Below are 21,537 nucleotides of genomic sequence, written 5' to 3'. Positions count from 1 at the left end.
GGCGTCGATGTCACAGCCGCAATGCAGTGCAGCGACTTGCAGGGTTCAACCATCGCCAAGCGGCCTGCTGCGACGGTGGCTGCGTCAGGGCTGCATCGCCAACATGCAGGGTGGCGCGTGGCGGGCGATAGGCATGGCTGGACGGGACTTCGCGCCGCAACCTGCCCGATGCAGGCATCCGTGGTCACCGCGGCGGCGATGGCTGATAATCGGACATTCGATCCTAGGCAAGCGGTAGCGATGAATCCATTTCGTTGGGGTTTCCGGGCGCAGTTTTTGCTGGGCTTTCTTGGATGCGCAGGATTGCTTGCCTATGCGATCTATGTGCAGCTGCATCTTGGTCTGGAGCCATGCCCGCTCTGCATCTTCCAGCGGATCGCCTTTGCGGCGCTGGCGGTGTTGTTTCTGCTGGGCGCGTTGCATGGGCCGCGCGCCGCGGGCACGCGTAAGGTCTATGGCGTGCTGAGTTTCCTGGCTGCCGGTGTGGGCATGGGCATCGCGGCGCGGCATGTCTGGGTGCAGATCCGGCCCAAGGACATGATGTCGTCGTGCGGGCCGCCGTTGAGCTTCCTGAGCGAGACGATGGGGCCGTTCGAAGTGTTCCGCACGGTACTGACCGGCACCGGCGACTGCGGCAACATCGATTGGCGCTTCCTGGGCCTGAGCATGCCGATGTGGAGCATGCTGTGGTTCGTGGGCCTGGCACTGTGGGCGCTGTATGCCGGGTTCAGGCAGCGTGGTCCGCGCAAACTGTTCTGATCGTTCCGTTCCGGCACTGGCCGGCGCCCACGCTTTCTGGAGTTCACGATGTCCGCTTTCCCTCATTCGTCCGTCAACCAGGCAGACCAGTGGTCGCCGCAGAGTTGGCGGCAGCGGCCGGCGCTGCAGATGCCGGTGTACCCGGATGCCGTTGCGTTGGAGCACACCCTGGGTGAATTGCGGCAGTTGCCGCCGCTGGTGACCTCCTGGGAAATCTTCGCGCTCAAGCGCCAGCTGGCCGAGGCGCAGGAGGGCAAGCGCTTCCTGCTGCAGGGCGGAGATTGCGCCGAAAATTTCAGCGATTGCGAATCGGGCACGATTTCCAACCGCCTGAAGGTGCTGCTGCAAATGAGCCTGGTGCTGGTGCACGGCCTGCACCTGCCGGTGGTGCGGGTCGGGCGCTTTGCGGGGCAGTACGCCAAGCCGCGCTCGGCCGATACCGAGACCCGCGATGGGGTGACCTTGCCGAGCTACCGCGGCGATGTGATCAACGCACCCGCCTTCACCGAAGCGGCACGCGTGCCGGATCCGCAGCGCATGATCACCGCGCATTCGCGCTCGGCAATGACGATGAATTTCGTGCGGGCCCTGATCGACGGCGGCTTTGCCGACCTGCATCATCCCGAATACTGGAATCTGGACTGGGTAGGCTATTCGCCGCTGGCTGCGGACTACCAGAAGATGGTGGCGTCGATCGGCGATGCGGTGCGCTTCATGGAAACCCTGTCCGGCGCCGAGGTCTACAACCTCAATCGCATCGACTTCTACACCTCGCACGAGGCATTGTTGCTGCCGTACGAGGAGGGCCTGACTCGCCAGGTGCCGCGTCAGTGGGGCTGGTTCAACCTGAGCACGCATTACCCGTGGATCGGCATGCGCACCGCCGCGCTGGATGGCGCGCATGTGGAATATCTGCGTGGGGTACGCAACCCGATTGCAATCAAGGTGGGGCCGTCGGTGCAGCCGGATCAGCTGCTGCGTCTGATCGATGTGCTCAATCCGGAAGACGAACCTGGCCGCCTGAGCTTCATCCACCGCATGGGGGCGGCGCAGATCGCCGAAAAGTTGCCGCCGCTGCTGGAGGCGGTCCGGCGCGACGGGCGTCGGGTGTTGTGGGTGTGCGATGCGATGCACGGCAATACCGAAAGCACCGGCAATGGCTACAAGACACGCCGTTTCGACAATATCCGCAGCGAGGTCGAGTTGTCGTTCGATCTGCACGCGGCAGCCGGGACGCGGCTGGGCGGGGTGCATCTGGAACTCACTGGCGAAGATGTCACCGAATGTACCGGTGGCGCGCGCGAGTTGACCGAGCGCGATCTGGAACGCGCCTACCGGTCCAGCGTGGATCCACGCCTGAACTACGAGCAGTCGCTGGAAATCGCAATGGCGATCGTGCGCAAGCAACAGCAGGTGGCGGCGCAGCCGCTGGGCGGGTGAGGTCCCCGTGCGCATGACGTGATACTCATGCCGCGTGCGGCATGCTGTTGCAGCCATCCCTCTTTCCCCCCACAGGAGGAACGGTTTGACTGCCGATTGGAACGTCATCCGCGAATACGCAATCCCGCTTGGTGCCTCGCTGCTGGCGGGCATCGTCACCTGGTCGCTGATGCTGTGGCTGTTTCGCCGCATGCAGGGCCGCGACTACCGCCGCGCACGCATCATCCGCGTGGTCACGCTGCCGGCTGCCTTCATCCTGCCGCTGCTGTTTCTGGGCATCGCCACCGAAGCGACGCCACTGGCCGGCAAGACGCTGGCAGCGGTACAGCACCTGCTGCACGTCGGCATCGTCGGTTGCGTGACCTGGTTGTTCGTGCGTGCGGTCGCCGCTGGCGAGATGGCGATCCTGCGCAGCAATCCGATCGAGGTGTCCGACAACCTCACCGCCCGGCGCATCCAGACCCAGACACGCGTGCTGAGCCGGGTGGTGATGGGCGCGGTGATCCTGCTCGGCATCTCGGTGGTGCTGCTTGGCTTCGAACAGGTGCGCCAGATCGGCAAGACGCTGCTGGCCTCGGCCGGCATCATCGGGCTGGTGGCCGGTATCGCGGCCAAGCCGGTGTTCGGCAACCTGATCGCCGGCCTGCAGATCGCCCTGACCCAGCCGATCCGGCTGGACGATGTGGTGATCGTGGAAGGCGAATGGGGCCGCATCGAGGAGATCGGCAGCTCGTACGTGGTGGTGCGGATCTGGGACGAGCGACGGATGGTGGTGCCGCTCACCTGGTTCATCGAAAACCCGTTCCAGAACTGGACACGCAGCAGCGCCGACCTGCTCGGCACCGCATTCCTGTGGCTGGACTACCGCACCCCGATCGCGGCGGTGCGTGCCGAGCTGGAGCGCATCTGCAAGAGCGAGCCGCTCTGGGATGGGCGGGTCTGCGTGACCCAGGTGACCGAAACCAGCGAGAGCACGATCCAGGTGCGTCTGCTGGTGAGTGCGCGCAATTCCGGCGATGCGTTCGACCTGCGCTGCATCAGCCGCGAGCGCATGATCGACTTCCTGACCCGCGAGCACCCGTACGCCTTGCCGCGAATCCGTGCCGAAATCGCCGCGCAGGAAAAGCCGCCCCTGCGCGCTGCCGCGCCGATCGCCCCGGAGAGCGTGCGCTCGCCCGGTGCCGAAGACGGCGAGCCTGCGACTACGGTGTAGCTGCAGGCGGTGCTGCCGGTGACGCGCCTGGTGCCGCCGGCGCATAGCTGGGCGCAAACCGCGCTTTGCTGCGCTGCTCGTACGCGTAGGCCAGTTCGATCAGGCGTGGCTCGCTCCAGGCGCTGCCCATGAACAACAGGCCCAGCGGCAGGCCCTGGGTCTGGCCCATCGGCACGCTCAGGCTGGGATAACCAGCCACCGCGGCCGCACCGTAGCCGGCACCGGGAAAGGTGTCGCCCTTGACCAGGTCGGTGACCCAGGCGGCACCGGTGGTGGGCACGATCAGCGCATCCAGGCGGTCGGCCTGCAATGCGGCATCGATGCCTTCCGGCCCGGCCAGCCGTTTGGCCGTGGCGCGGGCGGTGAGATACGCGGCATCGTCGAGCCCGGGCGCGGCCTGTGCCTGCTCGAACAGTTCCTGCCCGAAGTAGGGCATCTCGCGCTGCGCGTGGCTGCGGTTGAAGGCGATCACCTGTTCCAGGCTCGACACCGGGGCGGCGCGGCTGCGCAGATACGCGTTCAGGCCGGCCTTGAACTCGACCAGCAAGACCGTCTGTTCGGCAGCATCCCACTGGCCATCGGTCGCCAGGCGGGTTTCGATCACGGTGGCACCGGCCGTGCGCAGGGTCTGCACGGCGCGGTCCAAGGCGGCGGCGATCGCGGGATCCTCGCGCAGTGGATTACGCAGCAGGCCCAGGCGCGCGCCGCGCAGGCCATCGGGCTTGAGGTGAGCCAGGTAGTTCGGGGTGGGCGCAGGCGCAGTGCGCGTGGCCGGATCCTGCGGGTCGGGCGCGGCGATCGCCTGCAGCACGGCGGCAGCATCGGCGACGCTGCGCGTCATCGGGCCGGCGGTGTCCTGGCTGGCCGAGATCGGAATGATGCCATCGCGGCTGACCAGGCCCACGGTCGGCTTGAGCCCGACCAGACCGTTCACCGAGGCCGGGCAGGTGATGCTGCCGTCGGTCTCGGTGCCAATACCGACGGTGGCCAGGCTGGCGGCGATCGCCGCGCCGGTGCCGGCGCTGGAGCCGCAGGGGTTGCGATCCAGCGCGTAAGGGTTGCGGGTCAGACCACCGCGTGCACTCCAGCCGGAACTCGACTTGGTGGAGCGGAAATTGGCCCATTCGCTCAGATTGGTCTTGCCCAGGATCACTGCGCCGGCCGTGCGCAGGCGTTGCACCACAAAGGCGTCGCGGCCTGGCCTGAAATCGGCAAGCGCCAGCGAACCGGCGCTGTTGACCATCGGCAGCGCATCGATGTTGTCCTTGAGCAACACCGGAATGCCGTGCAGGGGCCCGCGCACATGGCCGGCGCGGCGTTCGGCGTCCAGTGCGCGTGCGTCGGCTTCGGCTTGCGGGTTGAGTTCGATCACCGCATTGAGGGTGGGGCCGGCGCGATCGATGGTCGCCACGCGGCGCAGGTACGCGCGGGTCAGATCCAGGCTGCTGGTCTTGCCGGACGCCATGCGTGCCTGCAGGCCAACGACGTCGGCATCGCTCAGAGCGTCTTGCCTGGCAGCGGCTGCATGGGCATCGGCAGGCGCCAGGCGGTCGTCGGCATGCGCACAGCCGCACAGCGCCAGCAGTAGCGCGAAGGACAAGGTGGTGGATCGCATGGGTGGTCTTCCCCGGAGGACTGTTTGCAGGCTAACGGCGCTGCGTCGGGGTGACAACGTGTATGAGGTGCCCGCAGACGGGCAGGGTGCGTCAGCGCCGCCGGCGCTTGATCAGGTCGCGTGCCAGCACGCCGACCACGATCAGATTGATTGCCAGCACGCCCCAGGCGGTCCAGCCGGGATGGCGGACGATGGCGTAGATATCGAAAGGCAGATAGATGGCCGCCGACAGGCAGCCCAGCAGCGACGCCCAGGCCTTGGCACGCCACAGACCCCAGGCTTCCACGACGTGCAGCAGGCCGTAGGCCAGCATTGCGGCTGCGGCCAGATGGACGGCGTCGGGGCTGATGGTCTTGAGCAACGACGGCAGTGCGCCGTGGTCGGGATCCAGATTGAAGCGGCGGATCAGCGTGCTGACCGCGTTCTGCAGCGGGAGCGGGCCCAGAATTTCCAGGCCCGTCGCCGCCAACAGCGCAAGCGCCCCCTTGACCGTCTCCAGCAAGGCGATCACATGCAGTCCCGGATGCGCGCGCGGATCCGGGCTGTAGGGCGTGTTGCGCACGATGATGGACCGGTCGTGCTTAGCCGGAACGGCCAGCGCGCTTGCGGTCGCTTTCGGTGAGGAACTTCTTGCGCAGGCGGATTTCCTTCGGGGTGACTTCGACCAGCTCATCGTCCTCGATGAAGTCCAGCGCCTGTTCCAGCGTGTACTTGATCGCCGGGGTCAGTTTGATCGCATCGTCCTTGCCCGAGGCGCGCATGTTGGTCAGCGGCTTGGTCTTGATCGCGTTGACGGTCAGATCGTTGTCCTTGGAGTGGATACCGATCAGCTGACCTTCGTACACGTTGTCGCCTTCTGCAGCGAACAGGCGGCCACGCTCTTCCAACGGCCCCAGCGCATAGGCAGGGGTGGCGCCGGCGGCATTGGCGATCATCACACCGTTCTGGCGCTTGGCGATGGCGCCCTGTTCCTTCGGGCCGTAATGGTCAAACACGTGGAACAGCAGGCCCGAGCCCTGGGTCAGGGTGCGGAACTCGTTCTGGAAGCCGATCAGGCCACGCGCCGGGATCATGTAATCCAGGCGCACGCGGCCCTTGCCGTCCGGCTCCATGTTCTTCAGCTGGCCCTTGCGGGTGCCCAGCTTTTCCATCACGCCGCCCTGGTGCTGTTCTTCGATGTCCACCACGAGCTGTTCGATCGGCTCCATCTGCTTGCCGTCGATCTCCTTGATGATCACTTCCGGACGCGACACGGCCAGCTCGTAGCCTTCACGACGCATGTTTTCGATCAGCACCGACAGATGCAGCTCGCCACGGCCGGAGACCAGGAACTTGTCGGCGTCGGAGCCTTCCTCGACCTTCAGTGCCACGTTGTGCACCTTCTCGCGGTCCAGACGGTCGCGCAGCTGGCGGCTGGTCAGGAACTTGCCGCCGGACAGGTCCTTGTTGCCGGCGAACGGCGAGTTGTTGACCTGGAAGGTCATCGAGATGGTGGGCTCGTCCACGGTCAGCGCCGGCAACGCTTCCGGCGCGTCGAGCGCGCACACGGTGTCGGAAATGGTCAGCTCGGCCACGCCGGAGATGGCGACGATGTCGCCGGCCTCGGCGGTGTCCTGCTCGATGCGCTCCAGGCCCAAAAAGCCCAGCACCTGCAGCACCTTGCCCTGGCGCTTCTTGCCTTCGCGGTCGATCACGCTGACCGGCATGTTCTTCTTCAGCACGCCGCGCTGGATGCGGCCAATGCCGATCACGCCGACGAAGTTGTTGTAGTCCAGCTGGCTGATACGCATCTGGAACGGGCCGTCCGGATCCACGTCCGGTGCCGACACGTGCTGCATGATCGCTTCGTACAGCGGGGTCATGTCGCCGTCGCGCACGCTCGAATCCAGGCTGGCGTAGCCGTTCAGGGCCGAGGTGTAGACGATCGGGAAGTCCAGCTGCTCATCGGTGGCGCCGAGCTTGTCGAACAGGTCGAACACCTGGTCGATCACCCAGTCCGGGCGTGCGCCGGGACGGTCGATCTTGTTGACCACCACGATCGGCTTGAAGCCCATCGCGAACGCCTTCTGGGTCACGAAGCGGGTCTGCGGCATCGGGCCGTCCATCGCGTCGACCAGGATCAGCACCGAGTCCACCATCGACAGCACGCGCTCGACCTCGCCACCGAAGTCGGCGTGTCCCGGGGTGTCGACGATGTTGATGCGGTTGCCGTTCCAGGTGATGGCCGTGTTCTTGGCCAGGATCGTGATGCCACGCTCCTTTTCCTGGTCGTTGCTGTCCATCACGCGCTCAGCCAGCACGGTGCGCTCGGACAGGGTGCCGGACTGCTTCAGCAGGCAGTCGACGAGGGTGGTCTTGCCATGGTCGACGTGCGCGACGATGGCGATATTGCGAAGTTTTTCGATAGACATGCGGAAAGGGCCCCTGTCTGGCGCCAGTCTTGAGATGAGGTAAGCCCGACATTATAGCGGTTTCGTTGCCGTGCCGTTGCGTTCGGCCGTCGAGCGGTCCAAAACGCCCATTCAGCTTGCCGTGAGACCCCCGACGATGGTCCAACCTGCACGGTCGCCTGCACGGCCGGGTGTATTCTAATGGGCTGTCATACACCCTGAAACCTGCAAGGATTTCCATGTCCCTGATCGCCCATTTCGACACCACCCGCGGCCCGATCGTGGTCGAGCTGTTCGCCGACAAGGCCCCGCTGACCGTCGCCAACTTCGTCAACCTGGTCCAGCGCGGCTTCTACGACGGCCTGAGCTTCCACCGCGTCATCGCCGACTTCATGATCCAGGGCGGCTGCCCGGAAGGTTCCGGCCGCGGCGGCCCGGGCTACCGGTTCGAGGATGAAGCCAACAATGGCGTCGGCCACGAGCGTGGCGTGCTGTCCATGGCCAATGCCGGCCCCAACACCAACGGCAGCCAGTTCTTCATCACCCACACCGCCACCCCATGGCTGGACGGCAAGCACACCGTGTTCGGCAAGGTCACCCAGGGCCTGGACGTGGTCGATGCCGTCGCCCAGGGCGATGTGATCAACAAGGTGACGATCGAAGGCGATACCGACGCCGTGCTGGCCGCCAAGGCCGACCGCGTCGCGGAGTGGAACAAGATCCTCGCCGCCTGACGGCTTTTCCCGAACGGCCGCCGTGTGCGGCCGTTCGTCTGTCACTGCGCGCCGCCAGGCCTCGCGCCACGCCAGCGTGCACCTCCACCCATGTTTTTTTAGCAGAGGAAACTCCCCATGAAAGCACCTGTTCGTGTTGCCGTGACCGGCGCTGCCGGCCAGATCGGCTATGCCCTGCTGTTCCGCATCGCCTCCGGCGAAATGCTGGGCAAGGATCAGCCGGTGATCCTGCAATTGCTGGAACTGTCCAATGAAAAGGCCCAGGCCGCGCTCAAGGGCGTGATCATGGAGCTGGAAGACTGCGCATTCCCGTTGCTGGCCGGTGTGGTCGGCACCGACGACGCCGAAGTGGCGTTCAAGGACATCGATGTCGCCCTGCTGGTCGGTGCGCGCCCGCGCGGCCCGGGCATGGAGCGCAAGGACCTGCTGCTGGAGAACGCCAAGATCTTCACCGCGCAAGGCGCGGCGTTGAACAAGGTGGCCAAGCGTGACGTCAAGGTGCTGGTGGTCGGCAACCCGGCCAACACCAATGCCTACATCGCAATGAAGTCGGCGCCGGATCTGAACCCGAAGAACTTCACCGCCATGCTGCGTCTGGACCACAACCGTGCGCTCAGCCAGCTGTCGCAGAAGCTCGGCAAGCCGGTCGGCGGCATCGAGAAGCTGGTGGTGTGGGGCAACCACAGCCCGACCATGTATCCGGACTACCGTTTCGCCACCGCCGATGGTGCGTCCATCGGTGATGCGATCAACGACCAGGAATGGAATGCGTCCACCTTCATTCCGACCGTTGGCAAGCGCGGCGCGGCGATCATCGAAGCGCGCGGCCTGTCCTCGGCAGCGTCGGCCGCCAATGCCGCCATCGATCACGTGCGTGACTGGGTGCTGGGCAGCAATGGCAAGTGGGTGACGATGGGCGTGCCGTCCGACGGCTCCTACGGCATTCCGGAAGGCGTGATCTTCGGCTTCCCGGTCACCACCGAAAACGGCGAGTACACCCTGGTCAAGGATCTGCCGATCGACGACTTCAGCCAGAAGTACATCGACAAGACCCTGGCCGAGCTAGAAGAAGAGCGCAGCGGCGTGTCGCATCTGCTGGGCTGAATTTCCCGGGTTGGCAGTACATGAAGAACGCCGGGCACTGCCCGGCGTTTTTTTATGCGTCGCTTCCGTGATGCGTTGCATTACATGTGCCGGTCGGTGGCGCGGGAAGCGCGCCATCACGCCCATCGATCCTGCAAGGCCGATGCGATTCGCGTTGCCGCCGCATCGATCACATCACGCAGTGCGCTCGGCTCAGGCCAGGCCTTCGGCCTTTAGCGCGGCCTGCACATCGGCATCGTCGAGCATGCGCTGCACGAAAGCAGCCACGGCGCTCAGCCCGCTCAGGTCCACGCCCGCCTTCTGCGCCCATCGCAGCGTCACGAACAGATACGCATCGGCGCCGGTGTGGGTGTCGCCGGCCAGCCAGTTGCGCCCCTGCAGATGCGCGTCGACACGTTCGTACAGGGCGCGCAGCTTGTTGCGTGCGTCGTCATGGCTGCGCGCAATCAGCGCCTCGTCCTGCAGATAGGCAGTGCTGCCGAAAATCGGCTTGAAGGTCGGATGCACATCGGCATTGGCGAAGGCGATCCAGCGATTGATTTCCGCACGGCTGCGCGCGCTGCCATCGCCGGACAGCCCGGTGAGCGGTGCAACGTCGGCGATGTAGTTCAGGATGGCCGCATTCTGGGTCAGCGCCCAGTCGTCGACGACCAGCAACGGCACCGCACCGGCTGGATTGAGGCGCAGATACCCGGGCGACTTCATCGTGGCAGCGTCGACCACTTCCAGCTCGAAGGGCAGCCCCGACCAGCGCAGCACGATGTGATCTGCCAGCGAACACGCGCCCGGCTTGGTGTACAGCTTCATGAGAATTCCCGCACAAAGACGAAGACGCAAGCTTAGCGGCAACGCGTGAGTGCGTGGGTGACGTCAGGATGCGGTGCGCGGGCGCAGCTTCTGCACGCGATAGAACGTGTGGTCGCCGATGGTGGCCACCTGGTATGCATTGCGCCAGCTCGGGCTGGCGATCGCGCTTGCGGCAAAGTGGCTGGCGCCCGGCACGATTTCCTTGCGCTGACCCACCGGTAGCGCCCAGTTGCGCTCTGCAGCCAGCGCCACATGCAGCGCCTTGTTCCAGGCATCGTCATTTTTCAGCTGCGTTCCCGGGGCCACGATGGTGGGCGCGAACTGCTTGCGCGCGGTGACCACCTGACACATCGAATCGCCCCACAAACCGCTGTCCAGGCGACGCAACGCAACTTCCGCGACGGCTTGCTGGCCGCGCAAGGTCTGATCACGCGCTTCCAGGTACACGGTGGTACTCAAGCACAACGAATCTGCAGCTGGCTGCGGCAACAACTGCGACAGCCAAAGTATCCAAACCAGTTTCATAGAACTCCTTGCTCCGTATGGGCCGATCCGCAGAGCATCCAAGGTGGATGCACCAGTACAGAGGGCTTGGCGTCATGGGGAGGCGGCCTGCCACGGGTCGCCCGGTCTCCGGCGAAACAAGGATCTACCGGAGGTGCCCACCAAATGCGGTGGGTCAAAAAGTTGGCGCAAGGTAGGCGTCGATCACAGAATCGCGGCTGAATAGGCGGGGTTGACGCGTGTGAGTGCTTGCTACATCTACCGCTTGGCTCGAGCACGACAGCGCGCTGCATCCGTCGTGTGCGTCGCATTGTGGTGGCGACAGCGGATGTGGCAATCAACATCGGCGCAATGCGCATGCGGTGTTGCGGGTCTGCGTGTTGTTTGCGAGACGCAACGCCTCATGCGCAGGCTACGCATGCAGTGCCATCGGCATGGTGCGCTACACATCCTCGTCACTGATGCATGTGCTTGTACGCCGGCGTCTTGCCGCAGCAGCAGTGGGACATCCACATGCGAACGCAGGGTGCAGGAAAGAACTGTCAGTGCGGATGCCGTGCTGCCAGGATCATGCATCGTGCGCTTGCGCATGCAGCGTACAACCCTGTGTTGCAGTCGCTAGAGCCAGAGAAGGCGGTAGCGTGTTCGATGCGAATTGATAGGGGTGGGTATCCGCGACGCGTCATGACAGCTATTGCTGTCGCATCGCATCCCCAGGTCGCTCGCCACGCCTGCACCTGCATCACGCAAGGATGCGCCGTAGTGGCAGCACTCAGATATGCCGCCGAAATTGCCAGACCCCGTCGCACGATTTCTTGACGGTGGCAGCGGCGCATCGTCGTTGATGACATTGCGACTGCATCGTGCGCTTGCTGCCGCCTTGCGTACGCGCACTGTTTATTTCAAGAAGAATTAGGCGCGTTGAACCACGCGCATCAAGTTCGACTGGAAAAAAAAAAGAACCTGCAGAACCTACAGAACCTGCAAGCGTGCAGACGTGCATGGCGATCGCCGAAGCACGTGATTGCGGTCGGCACAGCACCTTGCGCGTACGCGTTACGTCGTTGTGGGCTGATGAGATTTCAGATCTGACTTGTTGGCAGCACCGTTGCAACAGGTCTGCGTTTTTCAGACATCGCCAACGCGCTGCCGATCCAGGCGATCAGCATGCATGACAGGCCGCAGAGTATCGGCCCCAGGGCCATCGCCCACACCAGCTGCGCAGCGTGCCCATGCGGATAGCCGGAGACGTTCAGCAGCAGTCCGATCACGCCACTGCCGGCCGCCAGTGCGAGTTGGGATGTCGCAGTGAGTGCGGCACAGGCGCGGGCCTGCCGTGCGGGGCCATGGCGCGAGGCGAGTTCTGCGTGGCGCGCCCAGACCCATTGCCCGGCGCTTCCCGCCGCCACACCCATGCCGAAGGCCAGGCCGGCATCCAGCACACAGTGTCGAGCCATGGCGATGGCAAAGATCAATCCCAGCCCGGACAGTGCAAGTCCACTCAGGCCCAATCGACGCAGCGCCACGGTCGGCCAACGCGCTGCCAAGGGCTGTACGCAGACGCTGCCCAACGCGTACGCAATCAACACCGCGCTGCCCCATCCGGCCGAGCCGATGCGCGATTGCGCCAGATACGGCGCCAATTTGGTGAACGTCGGCAACGCCAACGCCAGTGCTGCGATGACCGCCACGGGCAGCAGCTGATTGCGCTGCCACTCCGACGTGGCTGGCGGTAACGGAGCGGCGGCAACTGCGTGCGAGTAAGGCTGCAGCGTGTTGCGTAACCACCATGCCGACAGCAGTGCGATGCTGCTGACCAGCGCGACGACCATCAACGCTGTCGATGCGCCGGCATATGCCCCAGCCTTCAGCACCAGGCCGATCGCTGCGCTGACCGATAGCGCGGCCAGCCCGCTGCCGATCAGGCGCAGCGCACTGACGCCGGGCGCACCGCGCCAGGGCCAGTGGCCCAACCCCAACAAGGTGTTCTGTGCCACGTCGCCGATCGCATAGGCCGCGCGGAAGGGCAGGCTGAGCAGCAACACGCTGATCAGCCTGGCACCGGCAGGAAGCGCTGGCGTCACGAACACCAGTGCCAGGGCGAGGGCTGCCAACGCAATGCCACGCCATTGCGAACGTCCGGCCCAGGCCAGGCTGGCGCCGGCACTCCAGCGTCGCGCGGCGACCATGCCCATCACTGCACTGATCACCAATCCACCGGCGACCGACGCGCCAGCCGCCACCGCGCTCAATCCAACGTATTCGGTCAACGCAAAAATCAGCAGCAACTCGCCGGTGTACCACAGCAGGCTTTTGCCGAAATGCGCTGCAACATAGGCCCGCAATGCTGCCGGCGGCAGCATGTGGGGCGGTGCAGTCAGGGTGGAGCGCATCGCCGGTTTATAGCCGAGCTGCACGACAGGAAAAAGAATCTACCGGTGCCGCGCCAATCGGTGGCGCCTGTACCGTCTGGCGCGATCGCCAACGGCGCCGGAGCCCACACCGATCCGGCGCATCCGACCTCGCTAGAGAACCCTGCGGCGGCATCTGACGCACAGACCGGTCATCGCCCTGCCGCTGCCACCCGCAGCGGTGACGGTGCGCCCACCCGGCGCTCACCCGCGCTCGTACACGTGTTCGAGCGGCGCCGTGAACAGGCCGCCTTGGCTTTCAGCGCGCTGCCAAGCGCGCGTTACAAGGTCGCCGCCAAGCGGCAGGCCTGATTGATCGCACGCTTGGCATCCAGTTCGGCGGCAACATCCGCGCCGCCGATCAGATGCGGTTGCCGGCCATCCGCCTGCAGCGCGGCAAGCAGGTCGCGGCGTGGTTCCTGCCCGGCGCAGACCACCACCGTGCCGACATCGAGCAGTTGCTCGTTACCTTCCACGCGGATCCGCAGGCCGGCGTCGTCCACACCCAGATACTCCACACCGCCGAGCATCTTGACGCCCTTGGCCTTGAGCGTGGCACGGTGGATCCAGCCGGTGGTCTTGCCCAGGCGCGCGCCGGGTTTGCCGGCGCTGCGCTGCAGCAGCCAGATCTGGCGGGCGGGGGGCTCGGGCTGCGGCCTGGCCAATGCGCCAGGGGTCTCGAAGCTGGGGTCCACGCCCCATTCGGCCATCCAGCGCGCCGGGTCCAGCGACGGCGATTGCCCCGTGTGCACGAGAAATTCGCCCACATCGAAGCCGATCCCGCCGGCCCCGATGATCGCGACTTTCTCGGCAGCCACATGACGGCCCAGCACCACGTCCAGATAGCTCACGACCATCGGGTGATCGGCGCCGGGGAAATCCACCTTGCGCGGCTCGATGCCGGTGGCCAGCACGATCTCGTCGAAGTCCTTCAGATCGGCCGCTTGCACGCGGGTATTCAGATGCAACTGCACCCCGGTTGCGTCGATGCGGTGACCGAAGTAACGCAGCGTCTCGGTGAATTCTTCCTTGCCCGGGATGCGCCTGGCGACGTTGAATTGCCCACCGATTGCATCGCCTGCATCGAACAGGGTGACGCGGTGGCCGCGCTCGGCCGCCACCGTGGCGCAGGCCAGACCGGCCGGGCCGGCACCGACCACCGCAATGCGCTTGGGGTCAGGGGTCGGTGCGTAGATCAGTTCGGTTTCGTGCGCTGCGCGTGGGTTGACCAGGCAACTCGCCAGCTTGTTGTCGAACACATGATCCAGGCAGGCCTGATTGCAGGCGATGCAGGTATTGATGGCCTGCGACTGGCCGGCGCGGGCCTTGTTGGCCCACTGCGGATCGGCCAGCAGCGGGCGTGCCAGCGACACCATGTCGGCCGCGCCGTCGGCGAGGATGCGTTCGGCCACCTCCGGCATGTTGATGCGGTTGGTCGCCACCACCGGGATGTGCAAGTGCGGCCTGAGCTTGGCGGTCACACCGGCGAACGCCGCACGCGGGACCGACGTGGCAATGGTCGGAATGCGTGCCTCATGCCAGCCGATACCGGAATTGATGATGGTCGCGCCCGCCGCTTCGATCGCCTGCGCCTGGGTCAGGATGTCCTGCCACTGGTTGCCACCGTCCACCAGGTCCACCAGCGACAGCCGGTAGATGATGATGAAGTCCGGTCCGCAGGCCTCGCGGATGCGTTGCACGATCTCCACCGCAAAGCGCATGCGTTTCACCGCATCGCCACCCCAGGCATCGCTGCGCTGGTTGGTGCGCGCGGCGGTGAATTCGTTGATCAGGTAGCCTTCCGATCCCATCACCTCCACGCCGTCGTAGCCGGCGTCGCGCGCCAGCCGCGCCGCACGCGCGTAGGCTGCGATCTGCCGATCCACCGCACGTGCCGAGAGCGCGCGTGGAGTGAACGGGTTGATCGGCGCCTTGAGCCGGGACGGGGCCACCGACAGCGGGTGATAGGCGTAGCGCCCGGCATGCAGCAGCTGCAGGCAGATCTTGGCGTCGTGCGCATGCACCGCCTGGGTGACCTGACGATGCGGGCGCACCTCCCACGGCCACGACAGCTTGCCGCCGAACGGCTTGAGCCAGCCCACCACATTGGGCGAAAACCCGCCGGTGACGATCAAGCCGACACCGCCGGCAGCACGCTCGGCGAAATACGCGGCCAATTTGGGGAAATCGCGCGCACGGTCTTCCAGGCCGGTGTGCATCGAGCCCATCAGGACGCGGTTGCGCAGTTGCGTGAAGCCCAGGTCGAGCGGTGTGAACAGGTGCGGATAGGGCGAGACGGACGGGCCGGTGGCGGGCGACATGGTGTGGATACGCTAGCGTACGGAGTGCGCACGATGCCGGCAAACGGGCGTGGCGGCAAGTCCCAACGCGCACAGCGGGTGCAGTTGGCCGCCTGGGGCAGGGGCAGGACAGGGCGGGCGGCGTCCGCAGCAGGCCGCGTACCCATTGGCAGCACGGCACGTCCCTGGTGCGATCCCGCTTGCTGGATGAGACCGTCTGGGAGACCTGGCGGTCGATCCGGCTTGCCGGCTTCCCGATCAACGGCCCCTGATCGCAGCCGCATCCGACGCGCCACGTGGGTCGCCGTGGCCGCAATGGCGACTCTCTATAGAACAAGGCCGATCCATCTGCGCGTTGCTGCGGAACAGATTGCCTTGCGCGCACTGCGACTCACATAGCTGCGATTGCGCAGATGCCACAGCTGCAACGCTGCCTGCGATCCGGATGCCGGTCCCGCATTGCTGCTGATTCACCTGCGCGCGCCGTGGCCCTGCCGCCTTCTAATGTGCAAGCCAACCGGCCCGCGCACCACGCAACAGCCGAACTCAAGCGCGCAGGCCGATCACCAACCCGCCAGCACCAGCTTGCCGATCGTGCTGCCGCTTTCCAGGCGCCGATGCGCCTCGCGCAAGTGCTGCGCATTGATCGGCGACAGCGTTTCGGTGTGGGTGGTACGCAACTCGCCCGCATCGATCAGGCTGGCGGCGCGGTTGAGGATGCGGTGTTGCTCGACCATGTCCTCGGTTGCGTAGCGGGCGCGGGTGAACATCAGTTCCCAGTGGATGCCGATGCACTTGGCCTTGTAGGGATCGCCGATCGACAGCGGGCCGCGCGGCTCCACGATCAGGCCCACATGCCCCTGCGGCGCCAGGATCTCGCCCAGCTGCTGCCAGTAGCGATCGGTGTCGGCCAGGTTGAGGGCGGCGTCCACGCTCTGCATTCCCAGCGCCTGCAACTGCGGTAGCAGCGGCTGGTGATGGTCGATCACATGCTGGGCGCCCATCTGCCGGACCCATTCGATGGTCTCCGGTCGCGAGGCCGTGGCGATCACGCTGAAGCCGGCATGCCGCGCCAGCTGGATCGCGATCGAGCCCACGCCGCCCGCGCCACCGATGATCAGCAGGTGCTTGCCGCGATTGCGGGCGCCGTCGAAAGAGAACGGCATGCGCTGGAACAGCAGCTCCCATGCGGTCAAGGTGGTCAGCGGCAGGGCCGCGGCCTGGGCGAAGCTGAGCGAGGTGGGCTTGCAGCCGGCGATGCGCGCATCGACCAGCTGATATTGCGCATTGCTGCCCGGTCGCCCGATGTCGCCCGCGTAATACACCTCGTCGCCGACTGCGAACGCGGTGACATCGGGGCCCACCGCTTCGACGACGCCGGCCGCGTCGTAGCCCAGGATCTTCGGCGCATCCAGTGTCTGCGGCTTGGGCGCGCGCACCTTGGTGTCGACCGGATTGACCGAGACCGCCTCGACACGCACCAATAAGTCATACCCCGACGGCGCTGCCGGGGCTGGAAGTTCCATGTCAAGCAATGCCGCAGGATCGTCGATCGGCAGGTGACGGGTGATGACGACAGCTTTCATCGGGTCGCTCCAGGTGGGGAGTTCAGGGTGCGTTGTGTCGCCGTCGCGCCGCAACCACCGACCCCACAATTCAGCTCGGACAGGGCCTGGCGTTCACCAATGTGGTTGACGCATCAGTGCGCAGCGGGCCGGAAGGCTGGATCCGCCAGCGTATTCAACTGGCTTAATTGGGCTGCGGTTCATGCAGCCGGGATGTGCAAACTGCATGCGCGGTCCTTCCCTTCATGAAACTGTATACGTAGTATTGAAAGGGATCGCCGGCCCTGGTGATTGCTTTCACATGTTATATGACCGTTAACGCGATCTTCACTGAAGCCGGCTTAATCTGCGCCCCGATGGCTCTGGATGTGACGAGCATCTTTACCAAGAACAACGCCTCTATCGGTTTTATCTCCCAAAGAAGGAGCTGTATACACATGAACAAGAAAATTCTCACTGCCGCGTTGCTCGGCGGTCTGGCGGTTGCCCAGGCTGCTTCCGCGCAGGAGTTCGATGACCGTTGGTACCTGACCGGTAGCGCTGGCTTCAACTTCCAGGACAGCGATCGTCTGACCAATGACGCCCCGTTCGTCACCCTGGGTCTGGGCAAGTTCGTTAGCCCGAACTGGTCGATCGACGGCGAGCTGAACTATCAGAACCCGAACTTCGATGCCAACCAGGACCAGAACTGGAGCCAGTACGGCATCTCGTTCGACCTGCGTCGCCACTTCATCCAGGAAGGCCGCGGCTGGAACCCCTACCTGCTGTTCGGTCTGGGCTACCAGCGTTCGGAAGAAGAGTTCGACGCCACCCCGAACCCGGTTTCGCCGGGCCAGCAGAAGGACGGCAACTTTGCCGCCAAGGCTGGTGTCGGTCTGCAGACCACCTTCGACAAGCGCGTCGCCGTGCGTGCCGAGTTGGCCTACCGCGCTGACTTCAACGACCAGAGCGTTGCTGCTCCGCAGGAAGACTGGTTCGGCGACGTGCTGGCTTCGGTCGGCGTCGTGATCCCGCTGGGACCGGCTCCGTCGACCGCTCCGCCGCCGGCTCCGGCTCCGGTTGCTCCGAGCTGCGCAGACCTGGATGACGACGGTGACGGCGTCAACAACTGCGACGACAAGTGCCCGGCTTCGCAGCCTGGCCAGACCATCGGTCCGGACGGTTGCCCGGTGCCTGTGTCGATCGACCTGAAGGGCGTGAACTTCGACTTCAACAAGTCGACCCTGCGTCCGGACGCCGTCTCGATCCTGAGCGAAGCGACCGAGATCCTGAAGCGTTACCCCGACCTGAAGGTCGAGGTTGCTGGTCACACCGACTCGAAGGGTACCGACGCGTACAACCAGAAGCTGTCCGAGCGTCGTGCGACCACTGTGTACGACTACCTGACCAAGAACGGCGTCGATGCGTCGCGTCTGGTTGGTCCGATCGGCTACGGCGAGAGCCGTCCGATTGCTCCGAACGCCAACCCGGATGGTTCCGACAATCCGGAAGGCCGTGCGAAGAACCGTCGTACCGAGCTGAACGTCCAGAACTAATTGGACCGCTAGCTGTTGCATACAAAACCCGGCCTTGCGCCGGGTTTTGTCTTTGTGGGAACCGGAAATCTGTACCCGGACAGTGCAAATCCTGTCTGCGTTGCCATCCAGGCACGCTTCTGGTTGAAACAGCGTTCATCGCTGCCTACACTCGCCGCGTCAACACCACACTCATACTGGAAGAACCCGATGCTGCGTACCGCTACGGCTGGATTGCTCTGTCTCGCCCTGATTCCCGCCGCCTACGCCGCTCCGAACTGTGCCGGCAGCACGGTGTCCCAGCCGCTGCCGTTGCCCGCCACCGTCATTGCGCCGGCGGCCGCCGAGTTCTACACCCGTAGCGTGCAGCTGGGCATGCCCACTGGCGTGCTGGCACAGCCGTACACCACCGAGCAGTCGGTGGACCGCGTGTTGCTGCGTCTGCGCGTGGAAGGCTGCCAGGACCTGGCCAAGGTCATTCCGCCCGGCGGCACCGTCAATCCGAACGATCCGGCCGCCTACAAGGCCACCACCGCATTCGACAACACGCCGTGGCGCTTTGACATGAGCCAGAACGGCAAGCGCATGACCGCCGAAGAATTCGACGCCTGGATGAAGGCGCGCGGCGTGCGCGTGGTCAAGGCGCGTCCGGTGGCTGCGCCGGCGCCGGCTGCTGCGGCAACCGCAACGCCCGCGGCCGACGCCAAGTCGGTCGAAAACAAGTAAGCAGCGCGGTCGGGACGGCATGACCCGGCGGCCTGCGCCGGCGACGTCCCGGCAGCGCACGCGTGGGCCGGCGGGCGCGTCGCGCGCCTCCGGCATGACCACGGCGACCAGCGCGCCACGCCACGGGCTGGCGCGCGTGCTGTCCAAACTGGGCGTGTGTTCGCGTACCGAAGCGGCGCGCTGGATCGCTGCAGGGCGGGTCAGCGTGGCGGCACGCGTGGTGCACGATCCCGAATATCCGGTCCGTGCCGACCAGCAGTCCAGCATCCGCATCGACGGACACCCGTTGGCCGGGCCGGCGCGGTGCTACCTGATGCTCAACAAGCCGCGCGGCGTGGTCACCACTGTGCGCGACGAGCAGGGCAGGGACACGGTGTATCGCTGCTTCGATGGCGCCGGTTTGCCATGGATCGCCCCGGTCGGGCGATTGGACAAGGCCAGCGAAGGCCTGCTGCTCTTCAGCAACGACCCGCAATGGGCAGCGGCCGTGACCGACCCGGCAACCGGGCCGGACAAGACCTATCACGTGCAGATCGATTGCCGCCCGAGCGCTACGCAACTGGCGCAGCTGCAGGCCGGCGTGGTCGATCCCGACCCGGACGGCGAGGGCGTGCTGCTGCGCGCCAGGCGGGTCGGCGTGCTGCGCGAAGGCGAGCGCAATGCGTGGCTGGAGATCGTGTTGGACGAAGGCCGCAATCGGCAGATACGCCGCTTGCTGGCGGCGGTGGAGATCGGCGTGCTGCGGTTGGTGCGGGTGGCAATCGGCTCGCTGGCGATGGGCGAGTTGGGCAAGGGGGCGTGGCGGATGCTCAGTCCGGAGGAAGTCAGCGCGCTGACGGCGGCTCCCGCCAACGCACCAGGCGCGCGCTGAGCAAGGCGCTGACCACCTCCACGGGGCGGGCGTCGCCGGCACCGTTGGCATCGTGGCGACGGCCCTTGGCATGGTTGCAGCTGGCACAGGCCAGGGCGAGATTACGCGCTGCATTGGCATCGTCGCCGACCAGCGCGCATAGCGCTGCCGCCGCGCGACGGCCAAACCAGGCCTGCGGTACCACGTGTTCCAGCGTGGTGTGCCCGAGCGGTTCGCCATCGGCGCGCAGCTGCAGGCGCCGACGGCAATGCAGGCAACGGGTTTCCCAGTTGCCGTCCAGCAGGTGCGCCTGGGTATCGGTCTGCGCCGCCAGCAGCAGCCGTTGGCGCAGTACCGTGCGCATCAGTCCTTGATGACGTCGAGTTCGCGGCCGATCTTGATGAACGCGTCGATCGCCTGATCCAGCTGCGCGCGGGTGTGCGCGGCGCTGATCTGGGTGCGGATGCGCGCCTGCCCCTTGGGCACCACCGGGAAGAAGAAGCCGATTGCGTAGATGCCTTCTTCCAGCAGGCGCTCGGCGAACTTCTGCGCCAGCGGTGCGTCGTAGAGCATCACCGGGCTGATCGGATGCACGCCGGGCTTGAGGTCGAAGCCGGCGGCGGTCATGCGCTCCCGGAAATAGCGGGTGTTGTCGACCAGTTGCGTGCGCAGCTCGCCGGCGGCTTCCAGCATCTCGAAGGCCTTGATGCCGGCGGCCACCACATGCGGCGGCAGCGAGTTGGAGAACAGATACGGGCGCGAGCGCTGGCGCAGCAGTTCGATGACTTCGCGCCTGGCGGTGGTGAAGCCGCCCAACGCACCGCCCATCGCCTTGCCCAGCGTGCCGGTGATGATGTCGATCCGGTCCAGCACGCCCTTGACCTCGGCCGAGCCGCGGCCGGTGGCGCCAAGAAAGCCGGTGGCATGGCATTCGTCGATATGCACCAGCGCGTTGTACTTGCGGGCGAGGGCGGTGATCTCGTCGAGCGGGGCGATGAAGCCGTCCATCGAGAACACGCCGTCGCTGGTGATCAGCTTGGTCTTGCAGCCAGCCGCATCGGCGGCCTGCAGCTGCGCTTCCAGATCGGCCATGTCGCAATTGGCGTAGCGGAAGCGCTTGGCCTTGCACAGGCGCACGCCGTCGATGATGGAAGCGTGGTTGAGCGCATCGGAGATGATCGCGTCCGCTTCGCCGAGCAGCGGTTCGAACAGGCCACCGTTGGCATCGAAACAGGCCGCGTAGAGGATGGTGTCCTCGGTACCGAAGAAGTCGGCGATGGTGCGCTCGAGCTGCTTGTGCAGATCCTGGGTGCCGCAGATGAAGCGCACCGAGGCCATGCCGAAACCGTGCGTGTCCAGCGCGTCCTTGGCGGCCTGGATGATGTCCGGGTGGTCGGCCAGACCCAGATAGTTGTTGGCGCAGAAGTTGAGTACGCTGCGGCCATCGGCCAGGGTGATCCGGGCCGACTGCGGGCCGGTGATGATGCGCTCGGACTTGAACAAGCCCTGGGCCTGGATGGTGTCCAGTTCGGCGGCGTAATGGGCGGTCAGCGCGGCGGGAGCGTGGGTCATGGCGATCGCAGTGGCAAGAGACGCATGATTTTA

The 21,537-nt window shown here is 65.6% G+C and carries 18 protein-coding genes; 8 read left to right on the top strand and 10 right to left on the bottom strand.

Going from position 1 to position 21,537, the window contains the following annotated elements:
• Window positions 1–240 precede the first annotated feature (240 nt).
• From EO174_RS19380 to EO174_RS19370, 3 genes are all read left to right on the top strand, one after another.
• Window positions 241–759: a disulfide bond formation protein B gene (locus tag EO174_RS19380; RefSeq protein WP_115676249.1), complete on the top strand. Its 519-nt coding sequence runs from the start codon at window positions 241–243 to the stop codon at window positions 757–759.
• A gap of 48 nt (window positions 760–807) precedes the next feature.
• On the top strand, window positions 808–2,199 hold the full coding sequence (locus tag EO174_RS19375) for a 3-deoxy-7-phosphoheptulonate synthase class II (RefSeq protein WP_126946775.1): 1,392 nt from the start codon (window positions 808–810) through the stop codon (window positions 2,197–2,199).
• Between the two features lie 85 nt (window positions 2,200–2,284).
• Window positions 2,285–3,412, top strand: coding sequence for a mechanosensitive ion channel family protein (locus tag EO174_RS19370; RefSeq protein WP_104582270.1), 1,128 nt, complete (start codon window positions 2,285–2,287; stop codon window positions 3,410–3,412).
• Here EO174_RS19370 and EO174_RS19365 read toward each other — a convergent pair.
• The 3 genes from EO174_RS19365 to typA all read right to left on the bottom strand — a co-directional run bounded on the left by EO174_RS19365 (window position 3,402) and on the right by typA (window position 7,438).
• Window positions 3,402–5,012: an amidase gene (locus tag EO174_RS19365; protein ID WP_206515094.1), complete on the bottom strand. Its 1,611-nt coding sequence runs from the start codon at window positions 5,010–5,012 to the stop codon at window positions 3,402–3,404. The genes EO174_RS19370 and EO174_RS19365 overlap by 11 nt on opposite strands.
• Window positions 5,013–5,118: 106 nt before the next feature.
• Entirely contained in the window at window positions 5,119–5,538 is a 420-nt protein-coding gene (locus EO174_RS19360) for a DUF2127 domain-containing protein (RefSeq protein ID WP_181116471.1), read from the bottom strand.
• A 70-nt stretch (window positions 5,539–5,608) separates the two neighbouring features.
• Window positions 5,609–7,438, bottom strand: a complete 1,830-nt coding sequence (gene typA / locus EO174_RS19355; protein ID WP_104560414.1) for a translational GTPase TypA — start codon at window positions 7,436–7,438, stop codon at window positions 5,609–5,611.
• Window positions 7,439–7,656: 218 nt separating this feature from the next.
• Here typA and EO174_RS19350 point away from each other — a divergent pair, with 218 nt between their 5' ends.
• Together EO174_RS19350 and EO174_RS19345 are read left to right on the top strand one after the other, a co-directional pair.
• Window positions 7,657–8,151: a peptidylprolyl isomerase gene (locus EO174_RS19350; RefSeq protein ID WP_016904578.1), complete on the top strand. Its 495-nt coding sequence runs from the start codon at window positions 7,657–7,659 to the stop codon at window positions 8,149–8,151.
• 117 nt (window positions 8,152–8,268) lie between these two features.
• A complete protein-coding gene (locus tag EO174_RS19345) occupies window positions 8,269–9,255 on the top strand; it encodes a malate dehydrogenase (RefSeq protein ID WP_104582273.1) in 987 nt (328 codons plus the stop codon).
• A gap of 192 nt (window positions 9,256–9,447) precedes the next feature.
• Here EO174_RS19345 and EO174_RS19340 read toward each other — a convergent pair whose 3' ends face one another.
• The 5 genes from EO174_RS19340 to EO174_RS19320 form a co-directional block, all read right to left on the bottom strand.
• Window positions 9,448–10,062 carry a glutathione binding-like protein gene (locus tag EO174_RS19340; RefSeq protein ID WP_119130814.1) on the bottom strand — a complete coding sequence of 205 codons (615 nt, stop codon included), beginning with the start codon at window positions 10,060–10,062 and terminating at the stop codon, window positions 9,448–9,450.
• Window positions 10,063–10,125: 63 nt separating this feature from the next.
• Window positions 10,126–10,587 carry a cell wall hydrolase gene (locus EO174_RS19335; RefSeq protein ID WP_104582275.1) on the bottom strand — a complete coding sequence of 154 codons (462 nt, stop codon included), beginning with the start codon at window positions 10,585–10,587 and terminating at the stop codon, window positions 10,126–10,128.
• 1,061 nt (window positions 10,588–11,648) lie between these two features.
• A complete protein-coding gene (locus EO174_RS19330; RefSeq protein WP_241240049.1) occupies window positions 11,649–12,947 on the bottom strand; it encodes an MFS transporter in 1,299 nt (432 codons plus the stop codon).
• 311 nt (window positions 12,948–13,258) lie between these two features.
• A complete protein-coding gene (locus EO174_RS19325) occupies window positions 13,259–15,298 on the bottom strand; it encodes an NADPH-dependent 2,4-dienoyl-CoA reductase (RefSeq protein WP_126946769.1) in 2,040 nt (679 codons plus the stop codon).
• Between the two features lie 542 nt (window positions 15,299–15,840).
• Entirely contained in the window at window positions 15,841–16,863 is a 1,023-nt protein-coding gene (locus EO174_RS19320; protein WP_126946766.1) for a zinc-binding alcohol dehydrogenase family protein, read from the bottom strand.
• Between the two features lie 416 nt (window positions 16,864–17,279).
• On the opposite strand from EO174_RS19320, the gene EO174_RS19310 reads away from it, so the two are divergent.
• The 3 genes from EO174_RS19310 (at window position 17,280) to EO174_RS19300 (ending at window position 19,953) form a co-directional block, all read left to right on the top strand.
• Complete coding sequence (locus tag EO174_RS19310) at window positions 17,280–18,377, top strand: OmpA family protein (protein ID WP_104532906.1); 1,098 nt, start codon at window positions 17,280–17,282, stop codon at window positions 18,375–18,377.
• A 189-nt stretch (window positions 18,378–18,566) separates the two neighbouring features.
• Complete coding sequence (locus EO174_RS19305) at window positions 18,567–19,082, top strand: hypothetical protein (RefSeq protein WP_024938551.1); 516 nt, start codon at window positions 18,567–18,569, stop codon at window positions 19,080–19,082.
• A 19-nt stretch (window positions 19,083–19,101) separates the two neighbouring features.
• Window positions 19,102–19,953: a pseudouridine synthase gene (locus tag EO174_RS19300; RefSeq protein ID WP_126946763.1), complete on the top strand. Its 852-nt coding sequence runs from the start codon at window positions 19,102–19,104 to the stop codon at window positions 19,951–19,953.
• On the opposite strand, the gene EO174_RS19295 is transcribed toward EO174_RS19300, so the two are convergent.
• Window positions 19,907–20,296 (bottom strand): HNH endonuclease, encoded by a 390-nt coding sequence (locus EO174_RS19295; RefSeq protein ID WP_126946760.1) that lies wholly within the window; start codon window positions 20,294–20,296, stop codon window positions 19,907–19,909. The two genes, EO174_RS19300 and EO174_RS19295, sit on opposite strands and share 47 nt — an antisense overlap.
• Window positions 20,296–21,504 carry a glycine C-acetyltransferase gene (gene kbl / locus EO174_RS19290; protein WP_104649505.1) on the bottom strand — a complete coding sequence of 403 codons (1,209 nt, stop codon included), beginning with the start codon at window positions 21,502–21,504 and terminating at the stop codon, window positions 20,296–20,298. Before kbl ends, EO174_RS19295 begins: the two co-directional genes overlap by 1 nt.
• Between the last annotated feature and the right edge of the window lie 33 nt (window positions 21,505–21,537).

Origin of the sequence: Xanthomonas sp. BRIP62418, assembly GCF_003993495.1 — a bacterium.
In the GTDB taxonomy this organism is placed as follows: Bacteria; Pseudomonadota; Gammaproteobacteria; order Xanthomonadales; family Xanthomonadaceae; genus Xanthomonas; species Xanthomonas euroxanthea.
The sequence above is the reverse complement of the archived record's forward strand: the minus strand, read 5'-3'. Positions and strand labels throughout refer to the sequence as shown.

Coding starts and splice junctions, on each gene's coding strand:
- EO174_RS19375 (WP_126946775.1), top strand. CDS start 808: ATGTCCGCTTTCCCTCATTCGTCCGTCAACCAGGCAGACCAGTGGTCG.
- EO174_RS19300 (WP_126946763.1), top strand. CDS start 19,102: ATGACCCGGCGGCCTGCGCCGGCGACGTCCCGGCAGCGCACGCGTGGG.
- EO174_RS19320 (WP_126946766.1), bottom strand. CDS start 16,863: ATGAAAGCTGTCGTCATCACCCGTCACCTGCCGATCGACGATCCTGCG.
- EO174_RS19345 (WP_104582273.1), top strand. CDS start 8,269: ATGAAAGCACCTGTTCGTGTTGCCGTGACCGGCGCTGCCGGCCAGATC.
- EO174_RS19380 (WP_115676249.1), top strand. CDS start 241: ATGAATCCATTTCGTTGGGGTTTCCGGGCGCAGTTTTTGCTGGGCTTT.
- kbl (WP_104649505.1), bottom strand. CDS start 21,504: ATGACCCACGCTCCCGCCGCGCTGACCGCCCATTACGCCGCCGAACTG.
- EO174_RS19335 (WP_104582275.1), bottom strand. CDS start 10,587: ATGAAACTGGTTTGGATACTTTGGCTGTCGCAGTTGTTGCCGCAGCCA.
- EO174_RS19310 (WP_104532906.1), top strand. CDS start 17,280: ATGAACAAGAAAATTCTCACTGCCGCGTTGCTCGGCGGTCTGGCGGTT.
- EO174_RS19305 (WP_024938551.1), top strand. CDS start 18,567: ATGCTGCGTACCGCTACGGCTGGATTGCTCTGTCTCGCCCTGATTCCC.
- EO174_RS19325 (WP_126946769.1), bottom strand. CDS start 15,298: ATGTCGCCCGCCACCGGCCCGTCCGTCTCGCCCTATCCGCACCTGTTC.
- typA (WP_104560414.1), bottom strand. CDS start 7,438: ATGTCTATCGAAAAACTTCGCAATATCGCCATCGTCGCGCACGTCGAC.
- EO174_RS19340 (WP_119130814.1), bottom strand. CDS start 10,062: ATGAAGCTGTACACCAAGCCGGGCGCGTGTTCGCTGGCAGATCACATC.
- EO174_RS19295 (WP_126946760.1), bottom strand. CDS start 20,296: ATGCGCACGGTACTGCGCCAACGGCTGCTGCTGGCGGCGCAGACCGAT.
- EO174_RS19350 (WP_016904578.1), top strand. CDS start 7,657: ATGTCCCTGATCGCCCATTTCGACACCACCCGCGGCCCGATCGTGGTC.